Below are 12090 nucleotides of genomic sequence, written 5' to 3'. Positions count from 1 at the left end.
AGCCCGCGGGACGCCGCGGGAACGCACTGGACCTCGAGTCCACAGCATACGAAGCAGTAGCCAGCAGGGGGCACTAACTTGGCTATCTCCGACACGCTCAGCAAGAACTCTCCGCCGCAAGGCAGCCAGGGCAGGCGCAAGGGCATCACCCTGACCGTCATCGCCGCGACGCAGCTGATGGTCGTCCTCGACGCCACCATCGTGAACATCGCGCTGCCGCAGATCAGGGACGCGCTGAACTTCTCCACCACCAACCTGTCGTGGGTGATCAACGCCTACACGCTGACCTTCGGTGGCTTGCTGCTGCTCGGCGGCCGCGCGGGCGACATCCTCGGCCGTCGCCGGGTGTTCATCGCCGGCACGCTGCTGTTCGGGCTGGCCTCGCTGCTCGGCGGCTTCGCGCAGGACGGCGGCATGCTGCTCGCCGCCCGCGCGCTCCAGGGCATCGGCGGCGCGATATGTTCGCCGACCGCGTTCGCCCTGATCGCCACCAACTTCGACGAAGGGCCCGAACGCAACAAGGCCTTCGGGGTCTTCTCGGCGGTGGCCGGTTCGGGCGCGGCCATCGGCCTGCTGGCCGGCGGCGTGCTGACCGAGTACCTCGACTGGCGCTGGGTGTTCTTCGTCAACGTGCCGATCGCGATCCTGATCGCCGTCGCCGCGCCGCGCTACATCGCGGAGTCGGAGCGCCGCGCCGGCCGCTTCGACCTGCCCGGTGCGCTCACCTCCACGCTGGGGCTGGTCAGCCTGGTCTACGGATTCATCCGGGCCGCCTCGGACGGCTGGACGGACCCGGTGACGCTCGGCTCCTTCGCGGCCGGCGTGCTGCTGGTGGCCGCGTTCCTGGTGATCGAGAACCGCACCGCGCAGCCGATCACCCCGCTGCACCTGTTCGCCAACCGCAACCGCACCGGTGGCCTGGTGATGATGCTCTGCCTGGCCGCGGCCATGTTCGGCATCTTCTTCTACGTCACGCTCTTCGTGCAGGGACCCCTCGGCTACAGCCCGCTGAAGGCCGGCTTCGCCTTCCTCCCGATCAGCGTGTCGATCATCATCGCCGCGCAGGTCGCCTCCACCCTCCAGGCCAAGTACGGCCCGAAGCCGTTCATGGCCGGGGGTGCGCTGTTCGTCACCATCGGGCTCACCTGGCTGACCCAGATGAACGCGGACAGCGGCTACATCGACGGGGTGCTCGGCCCCACGGTGGTGTTCGGCTTCGGCATGGGTCTGACCTTCGTCCCGGTGATGCTGCTCGCGGTCGCCGGGGTGGCCGGCGAGGACACCGGCGCCGCGTCCGGCCTGCTCAACTCGATGCAGCAGATCGGCGGGTCGCTGGGCCTGTCGATCCTCACCACGGTGTTCGCGCACTACGCCACCGCGGAGGCCAAGGTGCAGCTGCCCGGCTTCATGGCCTCGGCCACGCCGGAGCAGAAGGCGGCGTTCCTGGAGAAGAAGGAGTTCCCCAAGGGCACCGACGCGGCCAACCAGGTACTCGCTCATGGCATTTCGCACGGCTTCATCGTGGGCGCGGTGCTCGCCGGGCTCGCCCTGGTGGTCGCGGTCACCGTGATCAGGGCCAAGGCGGAGGACCTGGCGTCGAACACCTCCGGCATCGCGATGCACTGACGCGACACCGACACCGCAGCGACGCGACACCGAGCCCGACACCGCAGTGACGCGGCGCCGACGCGACACCGGTCGGAGCGGCCGCCGACGGCGGACCGTCCGGACTCCGCACCGACCGCGGAACACCACGAGGGCCGGCCGGGAGCTCACCGCTCCCGGCCGGCCCTCGCGCGTCGGGCCACCTCCGGCCCCCGCGCCGCACGGCGGCACGGCCCGCCGGGCCGGCTCACCGCCGCTCGGCGCCCCCGCCCTCCCGGTACCCGTCCCACAGGCCCGCCCGGGCGCAGGCGTCGCCCGCCGCCGACACCTCGTCCAGCGGCGGACGCTCGGCGAGGATGTCCCGCGCGCGGGTGGCCGCGAGGTTGGTCGCGTACCAGGGCACGGGCTCCTCTGCCTGGGTCCGCATCAGCTCCAGCGCGCAGGTCCGGTAGTCCTTCGGCAGCCGGTCCAGGGCCGGGACGGCGTCGAGCGAGAGGTCCCGGACGTTGCGCAGGTCGATCTGCTGGGTCCGCTCGAAGCGGGCCACGTTCTGCTCGGCGATGATCGCGTCCGGCCCCATCAGTCCGTACACCGCGGCCGTCAGCATGCCGCTGAGCACCACGGCGCGCGGCAGCCAGGCCGCCGAGCGGACCAGCCCGGCCGTGATCAGCAGCAGGAAGACGACGCCCAGCCAGACCTCGACCACCAGCACCCAGAGCCGGAGCCTGGTCAGCCCGGAGGCGTCGACGTAGAACCACATCCGGCCGAGGGCCGAGGCGACCACGACGAGGGTGAGCAGGCAGAGCGCGCCGAGCAGGATGCGGACCAGCCGGCGGTCCGCCGCGGTGCTGCGCGGCGCCCAGCGCTTGGCGACGCCCACCACGACCAGGGTCAGCACGGTGACGGCGGTCAGCTGCCAGAAGCCCTGCCGGGCGTACTCGGAACGGCTCATCCCGGTGTTCCGCACGATCGAGTCCCGGCCGCCGAGCACCACCACGGCCTGGATCAGCGTGAAGGCGCCGAACATCAGGTTGAGCGCGACCAGCGGCAGCGCCCACTCCAGCCGGCCGCGCTCGCGGCCCGGCCGGACCACCGTGCGGTCCCAGCGGCGCGGGCCCGCCGCGATGTGGGCGAAGCCCAGCGCGATGACCGTGCCGAGGACGAACAGCACCGCGCGCAGCGGGAACTCACCCAGGTCCAGGTCCGGGATGAGCGCCTCCAGGACGTCGGCCATGGCGGCGTCGGCGCTGGCGAACAGCGAGCCGAAGACGGCCAGCAGCACCCCGGCCACCAGGACCGCCTTCAGGACCGGGGCGACCCTGCCCCGGCCGGCCGGGCTGATGCGGCGCAGGGCGGCGGCGGCCCAGCCCAGACCGGGCACCAGCTGCCAGAGGATGCCGGGAAGCGCGAGCAGCACGCCCGCCCAGCGGCGTCCGCCGTGCAGCGCGAGCGAGGCCAGGCCCAGGGCGCAGAGCGTCGACAGCATCGTCGGCCAGCCGGCGTCGGAGAGTGCCGGGACGGCGAGCAGGGCGAGCGCCAGCGCGCTCCAGAGGAGCGTCCAGCCGCGCACCCGGCGACCGGCCGAGCGGGCCGCCAGGCCGGCCCCGACGGCGGCGGCCACGCCGCAGATCAGCAGGTTGACGCCGAGTCCGCGGTTCACCAGCAGGGAGACCAGCAGGCCGGTCACCAGGGCGGCCGCGAGCACCCGGGGCGTGGCCGGGGCCTTGGGGCCGGGGTCGCTGGGGCGCAGCCACGAGAAGGGCGACGGGACGGGGCGGCCCGGCGCGCGGTAGGGGTTCGTGCCGTCGGCCGCTCCCGGCCAGGACGCGCCGGGAGCGGCCGGGCCGGGAGCGGACTCGGCATGCTGGGGGCCCGACTGCCGCCCCGGGCCGCCGGGAGCGCGGTACGGGTCGGATCCGGACGGTCCGCCGGCCGGGGCGGGTGTGGAGTGACCGGGCATGAGTTCCCCCTCGAAGGGTCTGCGGGCATGCGGAAGCAGCCCACGGGGCAGTCCGCCGGCAGGCGCCTGGGCGCCGCGACTGACGCCGACTGTAGACCATTCTGAACAGGTTCAAAAAACCCTGGGGCGCCTCCGTCACAAGGCTGTGACAGAGGCGCCCCGGGGGCGCCGTGCCGCGGGTGCGGGCGGGTCGGGCCGTCAGTAGGAGCCGTAGAGCGAGTACCGCAGCGTGTCCTTCACCGCCGGTCCGAACTCAGCCGGCCAGGTGCCGAAGGGCACCACCGCGTTGCTGTAGGCGCCCGAGCCGGTCGGGCCGGTGGAGTAGTTCATGTTGTTGACCGAAGCACCCGTCCCGTTGCTGTTGTAGACCAGCCAGTACGCGGTGTCGGCGCTCAGCGTGAGCCCGACCGGGAGCGTGTTCCAGGCGTTGGCGGTCAGCGTGCCGCTGCCGGTCGCCGCGACCAGGGTGCCCGGCGAGCCGCCCGCGTCGGTGTAGACCGCCAGCTGGTACTGGTTGTTCGGCGCCGCGCTGACCGGGCCGGTGTGCACGCTCAGCGCGGTGAGCGGCACCGGGGACGCCCCGGTGGTGACCCGGCTGCCGTTGAGGTGGTGGGAGTCGGTGTCGTCGATCAGCGAGCCCACCACCGCGTTGCCGAGCGTCCTGGGCGGCGCTCCCCCGGTGGTGAAGGAGATCGCGTACGGGCCCGCCAGCGCGTTGCCGGAGGTGTCCCGCACCCCTTGGACGCTCGCGGTGTAACCGGTGGTCAGCGCCAGGGGTGCGCTCGGTGTGAAGACCACGCCGTTGGCCGCGCCGTCGTACGCCACCGAGCCGGCCACGGCGGCGCCGGCGGCGGTCCGCAGGGTCACCGTGGAGGCCGTCACGCTCGCCTGGTCCAGCGGCTCGCCGAACGAGAAGCGCACCGCCGTCCCCGCCGCCACCCCGGTGGCACCGCCGGCCGGGGTGGTCCCGGTGACGGCGGGCGGGGTGGTGTCGCGGCCGTACGAAGCCGCGTAGGAGCCGACCGCCCCGTCGAAGAACGCGTACGCCACGCCCTTGACCGTCTCGATCCGGTACGGGACGCTCCGGCCGCCCGAGGAGATGCCGGTCAGCGTGCCGGAGGCGGCGGAGACGGGCAGCATCGCCCGCAGCCCGTTGGCCCCGCCGGTGATGTCGAAGGTCAGGCTGCCGCCGCTCCAGGCCAGCTTGGTGAACGCCGAGCCGTTGCGCCCGTCCAGCCAGGTGAGCATCTGCCGCCCGGAGACCACCGGGACGCCGCGCGCCTTCGCGGCGGTGATGATCGCGTCCGAGGCGGCGGAGGCCGCGAAGTCGGTGTGGATGTTGGCGGTCAGCGCCGCGTAGTAGCCCGTGCCGCCGTAGGCGGCGTCGAGCAGCGTGGTGATGGTGCCGGGGTAGGACTGGCCGGACTCGTCGGTCAGCTGGGTGGTGGCCTGGTACTCGTCGATCACGCTGCCGTCGGCGTCGGCGAAGCGCATGATCTGACCGGTGCCGTTGAAGTAACCGGGGCGGTCCTTGGTGAAGTTGGAGGGGTAGAAGTAGTAGTCGGTGTCCAGCCGGATGCCGTTGGCCAGCTTGGTCTTCGCCTGGGTCGCCCAGTCGTCCCACTCCACGCAGTGCGTACGGCTGCTCGAAGGGTTCGGCAGCGAGGGGTACTTGGCCCGCCAGCTGGACAACTGGTCGGCGTAGTAGCCCTGCAGGGCGGAGGCGCTGCCCCAGGGCCGGCAGTTGGTGGTGACGTGGACGCCCACCTCGAAGCCCTGGTCGGTGTAGGCCTGCGCCTGCGCCGGGGTCAGCGGATCGTCGGTGTAGATGTACGAGGAGCCGCGCACGCACTCCCAGTTGGCGACGCTGCAGCCGGGCGGGCTCTGCGCCGTGTAGCCGTCCCAGCGGCCCGCCGTGCCGCCGACGCCGTGGTCGTCCCCGGTCATCACCACCACGGCCTTGACGTCGCGCGGGAAGTACCAGAAGCGCGGCAGCGGCTTGCGGGCGGAGTCGAGCAGGGTGATCAGGTTGGCCAGCAGCCGCTGCTGCTCGTCGGCGATCGGGATCAGCGCCTTGTCCAGGTCGTTCCAGTCCGGCCGGCCTCCGGTACCGAAGAACATCTCGGAGGCCTCGTAGCCGTCCGTGCCGTCCCGCTGCTGGCCGGCCCAGGCCGCGTTGCCCTGCCGGGTCTGCACCACCGACCTGGCCAGGTCGTAGCTGAAGGCGGCGGCCCGCCCGCTGCCGGCCGTCCGCAGCGTGACCGCCGGGTTGGCGGTCGCGGTGGCGGCGTCGGCGTACAGGGCGGCGACGGTGGTGGCGCCGTTGAGCGCGTAGAGGTCGGCGGCGCCGTGGTAGCCCATGGTGTCGCCGGTGATCCCGGCGCCGGGGGCCGCGGAGGTGTCCACCTTGAGGTAGGCGTCCGCGCGGGTGCCGGCGGTGGGGGTGAGGCCGAACAGCGGCGCGAGCTGCTTGTCGGGGCGCATCGCCACCAGCCGGCCGCCGCCGTCGGTCCAGGTGGTGAACAGCGCGGCCTGCGCCGCGGTGAGCGGCATCTCGCCCAGCAGCACCACGTCGGCGGAGGCCAGCACCGAGCCGGTCACCGCCGAGATGTCCACCGTGCGGTAGTCGTTGAGGCCCTCCGCCTTGAGGATCTCGGCCAGGTAGCGGGTGTACGGGTTGGCCTGGCTGGTCACCAGCAGGATCGGACCCTCGGCGCCCGGGCCGGCGCCCGGCGGCGGGGGCGGCGGGGTCTGCTCCGCGGTGTAGGTCGCGTAGATCGAGAAGCTGAGACCGCTGGACGTCACCGCGCCGAAGTCGGCGGGCCAACTGCCGAACGCCCGGCCGCCGTTGCCGTACACGCTGGTACCGCCGGGGCTGTAGCGCAGATTGTTGACGGCGGCGCTGCCGCCGTTGCTGTTGTAGGCCAGCCAGTACGCGGTGTTCGCGGCGAGGTCCGCCGTCAGCGGCACGGTGTTCCAGCTGTCGGCGGTGAGCGTCGCCGTGGCGCTGCCGGCCAGCAGTGCGCCCGGGCTGCCCCCGTTGTCGCGGTAGAGCGCCGCCTGGAACCGGTTGTTCGGCGCCGCGTCCACCGCGCCCACGTAGACGCTGACGCTGCTGACCGTGCCGCCGGCCGCGCCGGTGACGTACCGGGACGCGTTGAGGTGGTTCGAGTCTCCGGAATCGGTGGACGGACCGACCGCCGTACTGCCCAGGGTCACCGTGGCGGCCGCCGCCGGAGCGGCCGCCGGGCCGGCGACCACCGCCACGGCGGTGGTGAGGGCGGCCAGCAGACCCCCGAGCCTGCCACGCCTTCCGACGCCCGCGCGAATGCCTGTACCTGCCATGACCGCCCCCCACGCACCTCGGCCAACTGCCCCTATCGGTGTACCGGTTCGGCGTCGGCCGTGTCCACGGAACCGCCACATCCCGTGCCGATCGGGACTATCCCTTGACCGAACCGGCCAGCAGGCCGCGGACGAAGTACCGCTGGAGGCCGAAGAAGACCGCCAGGGGGATGACGATCGACAGGAACGCGCCGGCCGTGAGCAGCTCCCAGCGGCCGCCGAAGGAGCCGGAGAGCTGGGCCAACCGGACGGTCATCGGCGCCACTTCGGGCGTTCCCCCGGCGAAGGTCAGCGCGACCAGCAGGTCGTTCCAGACCCAGAGGAACTGGAAGATGGCGAACGAGGCCAGCGCCGGCGTGCAGAGCGGCAGCACGATCGACCGGAAGATCTTGAAGTGCGAGGCGCCGTCCACCACCGCCGCCTCCATCAGGTCCCGCGGCAGCTGGGCGATGAAGTTGTGCAGCAGGAAGATCGCCAGCGGCAGCGCGAACATGGTGTGCGCGAGCCAGACCGGCGCGTAGGTGCCCTTGAAGTCCACCGCCGGGACGACGGTCAGCGAACCCAGGTGCGCGCCGCCGGAGAAGAGCCGCAGCAGCGGGATCAGCGCCATCTGGATCGGCACCACCTGGAGCGCGAACACCACGAAGAACACCGTGTCGCTGCCCCGGAACCGCACCCAGGCCAGGCCGTACGCGGCCATCGCGGCCAGCACCAGCGGGAAGAGCGTCGCCGGCACGCTGATCGCCAGCGAGTTGACCAGGAAGGGCATCAGGCCGGTGGAGACGCCGGAGCCGCCCTCGAACAGCACGGTGTGGTAGTTGGAGAGGCCGAGGTCCGGGTGGAGGAAGACGTTCCACCAGCCGTCGGCGGTGACGTCCTGCTTGGGCCGCAGCGAGGTGGCGAGCAGCCCGAGGGTCGGGACGGTCCACAGCACCGTCACCGCGATCACGAAGACCGAGGAGAGCGGGCTGGTGAACGCCTGCCGGACCGGGCCCCGGCGCCCGTCCGGCAGCCGGCGCACGCCCCGCCGGCCCGCGCGCGACGGTCGCCGGTCACCGGTCGGACGCCGACCGCCCGTGGCCGGACGCTCGCCGGTCGGACGCCGGCCCGTGGTCGGACGGTGCTCGCTCATCGGACTCCGCGCTCCTTCCGCAGCTGGAGGATGTTGTAGGCCACCAGGGGCAGCACCGCGAGGAAGAGGATCACCGCGAGCGCGCTGCCCCGCCCGGTGTTGAACTGCACGAAGGACTGCGAGTACATCTCGTTGGCCAGCACCTGGGTACCGAAGTTGCCGCCGGTCATGGTGCGGACGATGTCGAAGGCCTTGAGCGTGGTGATCATGACCGTGGTGAGCACGACCACCACCGTGGTGCGGATCATCGGCACCGTGACGTACCAGAACAGCCGCGCCCCGCCCGCCCCGTCCAGCCGGGCCGCCTCGGTGACCTCGTCCGGGATCGCCTTGATCGCCGCCGAGAGGACGACCATCGCGAAGCCGGTCTGCACCCAGACCATCACCGCCATCAGCAGGAAGGTGTTGAGCGGCTGGGAGAGCGTCCAGTTCGGCGGGTGCTCCCAGCCCAGCGTGATGGCGAGCTGGCTGAGCAGGCCGATCTGCGACTGGGCGGCGTCGCGGGACTCGTAGACGAACTTGAAGATGATCGAGGCGCCGACCAGCGAGATGGCCATCGGCATGAAGATCAGCGACTTGTAGACCGCCTGGCCGCGCATCCGGTCCACCAGCAGCGCCAGCACCAGCCCCAGACCGGTGGCCGCGAGCGGCGCCACCACCAGCCACAGCAGGGTGGTGACCAGGATCTTCTGGACCGAGTCGGTGGTGAACGCCCAGCCGAAGTTCTCGCCGCCCACGAAGCGGCTGCTGTCGTCGTTGTAGAGGCTCAGGTAGACGGTGCGGACCAGCGGGGCGACCAGGCCGACGAGCAGCAGCAGAACGGCCGGGCCGAGGAAGACCCCGACGGCCAGCGGGCGGGCGATCCGGCCGGAGGCCCGGCCGGCCACCAGGAAGACCAGCAGCAGGATGCCCAGGAAACCGGCGACGGCGCCGAAGCTGTTGCCGAACTTGACGGCGGCGTCGCCCCAGGCGCCGTCGGCGAGCGCGGTGGCGGTGAGGGACATGGCTGCGCGTCCTTTCCCTGCCACGGGCAGGAAGGAGGGGCGGGCGGTGCGGGTGGGTGGCCCCGCACCGCCCTCGACAGGTGGTCCTTGGCGGTCGGAGACCGCTACCGGGGCCGGGCCGCGGTAACGGTCGGACCCGTTACTGCGGCCAGGCCGCGTCGATGTCGGCGGCGGTCTTCTGGATGGACTGGCCCTCGGCGAACCAGGCGGTCAGCGACTTCCACTCCTGCCCGGCGCCGACCGCGGCCGGCATCAGGTCCGAGCCGTCGAACCGGAAGGTCGCCGCCGGGTCGGTGAGCGCGTCGGCGGAGAGCCGGTCGATCGGATCGGTGTACAGACTCTTGTCCACGCCCTGGTTGGCGGAGACCCAGCCGGTGGCGGTCTTCACCCGGCTGCTCGCCCAGTCCGGGCTGGACAGGTAGTTCTGCACGGCCTGCACCTCGGGTCGGCTCGCGAACGCCGTCACGAACTCCCCACCGCCCTCGACCGGGCTGGCCACCTGCGGGTTCACGGCCGGCAGGCGGAAGGCGAAGACGTCGCCGTCCGGGCCGACCTTGGTGTCCTTGGGCCACTGCGCCTTGTAGAAGGACGCCTGCTGGAGCATGAGGCACTTGCCGGTGAGGATCGGGGCCCCCGCGTCCTGGAAGGTCGTGGTGGCGATCGACTTCACGTCACCGTACCCGCCGTTGACCCAGGCGGGGTTCTGCATCCAGTCCGCCACGGTCCGCATCGCGGTGGTGATCTTCTCGTCGGAGAACTTCACCTGGTGGTTCACCCACTGGTCGTACACCTCGCCGCCGTACGAGCCCAGCACCACCTCCTCCAGCCAGTCGGTGGCCGGCCAGCCGGTGGCCGTCCCGGAGGCGATCCCGCCGCACCACGGCTTCGCGGCACCGGCCTTGGCGATCCGGTCGCTGAGCGCCATCAGGTCGGCCCAGGACTGCGGCACCTCGTAGCCGGCCTGCTTGAAGGCCTTGGGCGAGTACCAGACCAGGGACTTCATGTTGGCGCTCATCGGCGCCGCGTAGAAGGTGCCGTTGACCGAGCCGTAGGTCTTCCAGACCGGGCTCCACTTGTCCTGGTTGGTGACCGTCTGCGCGGGGGGCTTGGCCACCTTGCCGCTCTTGACCATCTGGGCCAGCAGGCCGGGCTGCGGGATGATCGCGAAGTCCGGGGCGTTGCCGCCGGTCACCCGGACCGGCAGCTGGGACTCGAAGTCGTTGGAGCCCTCGTAACTGATCTTGATGCCCGTGCACTTGGCGAACTCGGCCCAGGACTTCTCCAGGTTGTCCGACTCCGGGCTGAGGATCGACGCGAAGACCGTCACCGTGGTGCCGGAATGCCCGGCGTACGGCTGGTACTTGGCGCAGTCACCGGCCAGGGTCTCGCCCCCGCCGCCCGAACCGCCGCCGGAGCTCGAACTGTTGGAGCAGGCCGCGGTCAGGGCCAGCGCCGCCAGCAGGGCGGGCACGGCGACCAGACGGCGGGACCTCGCGGACGGCGTGGTCGGGGTGGGGGTCAATGCGGTCCTCCTCGCCAGGGCGCACGAGCGCCGGCAGTACGACAGAACGACATTGCGCTGTACCGGAGATCGACATGGACGCGGCGGGCCGCCGGTTTGACGACGTTAACGCAGCAGCCCCCCTCCGCCAAGGTCCGCGTTCGACCTTCATCGGCACGTGCCCCAGTTGTGACCCGGAGATCCGCCCCGCCCGCCGGCCGGTTCCCCGTCCGGGCGGACGGGGAACCGGCCGGCGCCGGGCGCGCTCAGAAGAGCCGGACCGGCAGCTCCCGCAGCGAGTTGACCACCAGCGAGGGGCTCGGCCGCAGGTCCTCGTCGGGCACCGCCAGGGACAGCTCCGGGAACCGCTCGAACAGCGCCGGCAGCGCGACCCCCGCCTCCAGCCGGGCCAGCGGCGAGCCCGGGCAGACGTGCGGACCGTGGCCGAAGGAGAGATGACGGCTCGGGTCCCTGGTGATGTCGAACAGCTCGGCCGTCACCCCGTGCTGGGCGGGATCCCGGCCGATCGCGTTGTAGGAGATCAGCACCGGCTCGCCGCGCGGGATCACGACCTCGCCGACCTCGATGGACTCGGCGGCGAACCGGAACAGGAAGTTGCTGGTCGGCGGCGTCCACCGGAGCGACTCCTCCACCACCGCGTCCCAGGACACCGTGCCGGCCCGGACCAGCTCCAGTTGGTCCGGGTGGGCGAGCAGCGCCCGGACGGCGTTGCCGATCAGGTTCACCGTGGTCTCGTGGCCCGCCGCGATGATCACCCGCAGGGTGGCCGCCGCCTCCGCGTCGCTCAGCGCCCCGCCCTCGGCGTCCGCCGCCAACAGCGCACTGGCCAGATCGTCACCGGGCTCCGAACGGCGCTTCGCCACCAACTCGTTTACGAAGGCGTTCAGCCCGGCGATGGTCGCCTGGATGCCGTCGGGGTTGGGCCGGATGCCGAAGAACTCCTCGTAGAGCCCCCGCAGCAGGGCGTGGTCGGACTCCGGAACGCCCAGCAGCGAACAGATCACCGTCATCGGCAGCGGGAAGGCGAAGACCGACTTGAGGTCCACCACCCGCTCCCCCGCGGCCAGGACGTCCAGCAGGCCGTCGGTGATCTCCCGCACCCGGGGGCGCATCAGCTCCACCCGGCGCGGCGTGAACGCCTGCGCCACCAGCGTCCGCAGCCGCCGGTGCCGGGCGCCGTCGGTGGTCACCATGCTCGGGCCGGGCACGGCCAGGCCGATCAGCGGCCACGTCTTCGGCACGTCGCCGCGCTGGTAGGCAGCCCAGTGCGCGGCGTCCTTCACCAGCCGGGGGTCGGTCAGCAGGTCGCGCGCGGCCGCGTGCCGCGTCACCGCCCAGGCGGCGACGCCGCCGGGCAGCTCCACCGCCACCGCCGGGCCGGCGGCGCGCAGCAGCGCGCCCTCGGCGGCGTTGTCGCGCGCCAGCGGGTCGAGGGCTATCGGGGCGGTCATCGGCACAACTCTCCTTGGCTTCCTGATTCCTGTCCGGTGGTCCTGCCGGCGGGCTCCGGCGCCTCGCTGCC

Annotated in this window: 7 protein-coding genes; 1 reads left to right on the top strand and 6 read right to left on the bottom strand. The window is 72.4% G+C overall.

Annotated features, from left to right (window positions below; genetic code table 11):
* Positions 1-78: 78 nt before the first annotated feature.
* The gene (locus OG618_RS25455; RefSeq protein WP_380390945.1) at positions 79-1626 is read left to right on the top strand and encodes an MFS transporter; all 1548 of its coding nucleotides are present in this window, start codon (positions 79-81) and stop codon (positions 1624-1626) included.
* Between the two features lie 226 nt (positions 1627-1852).
* On the opposite strand, the gene OG618_RS25450 is transcribed toward OG618_RS25455, so the two are convergent.
* The 6 genes from OG618_RS25450 to OG618_RS25425 all read right to left on the bottom strand — a co-directional run bounded on the left by OG618_RS25450 (position 1853) and on the right by OG618_RS25425 (position 12019).
* Positions 1853-3565, bottom strand: coding sequence for a DUF4153 domain-containing protein (locus OG618_RS25450; RefSeq protein ID WP_329489852.1), 1713 nt, complete (start codon positions 3563-3565; stop codon positions 1853-1855).
* Positions 3566-3763: 198 nt separating this feature from the next.
* Positions 3764-6910, bottom strand: coding sequence for an Ig-like domain-containing protein (locus tag OG618_RS25445; protein ID WP_329489851.1), 3147 nt, complete (start codon positions 6908-6910; stop codon positions 3764-3766).
* A 97-nt stretch (positions 6911-7007) separates the two neighbouring features.
* Positions 7008-8042, bottom strand: coding sequence for a carbohydrate ABC transporter permease (locus OG618_RS25440; protein ID WP_329489850.1), 1035 nt, complete (start codon positions 8040-8042; stop codon positions 7008-7010).
* Positions 8039-9046, bottom strand: coding sequence for a carbohydrate ABC transporter permease (locus tag OG618_RS25435; RefSeq protein ID WP_329489849.1), 1008 nt, complete (start codon positions 9044-9046; stop codon positions 8039-8041). The genes OG618_RS25440 and OG618_RS25435 overlap by 4 nt, the downstream gene beginning before the upstream one ends.
* A 139-nt stretch (positions 9047-9185) precedes the next feature.
* Positions 9186-10568: an ABC transporter substrate-binding protein gene (locus OG618_RS25430; protein WP_329489848.1), complete on the bottom strand. Its 1383-nt coding sequence runs from the start codon at positions 10566-10568 to the stop codon at positions 9186-9188.
* Positions 10569-10813: 245 nt separating this feature from the next.
* Complete coding sequence (locus OG618_RS25425; RefSeq protein WP_329489847.1) at positions 10814-12019, bottom strand: cytochrome P450 family protein; 1206 nt, start codon at positions 12017-12019, stop codon at positions 10814-10816.
* Positions 12020-12090: the final 71 nt, after the last annotated feature.

Origin of the sequence: Kitasatospora sp. NBC_01246, assembly GCF_036226505.1 — a bacterium.
Lineage (GTDB): Bacteria > Actinomycetota > Actinomycetes > Streptomycetales > Streptomycetaceae > Kitasatospora.
Note: the sequence above shows the minus strand (reverse complement) of the source record. Positions and strands in the feature narration are given on the sequence as shown.

Coding starts and splice junctions, on each gene's coding strand:
- OG618_RS25435 (WP_329489849.1), bottom strand. CDS start 9,046: ATGTCCCTCACCGCCACCGCGCTCGCCGACGGCGCCTGGGGCGACGCC.
- OG618_RS25440 (WP_329489850.1), bottom strand. CDS start 8,042: ATGAGCGAGCACCGTCCGACCACGGGCCGGCGTCCGACCGGCGAGCGT.
- OG618_RS25450 (WP_329489852.1), bottom strand. CDS start 3,565: ATGCCCGGTCACTCCACACCCGCCCCGGCCGGCGGACCGTCCGGATCC.
- OG618_RS25425 (WP_329489847.1), bottom strand. CDS start 12,019: ATGACCGCCCCGATAGCCCTCGACCCGCTGGCGCGCGACAACGCCGCC.
- OG618_RS25445 (WP_329489851.1), bottom strand. CDS start 6,910: ATGGCAGGTACAGGCATTCGCGCGGGCGTCGGAAGGCGTGGCAGGCTC.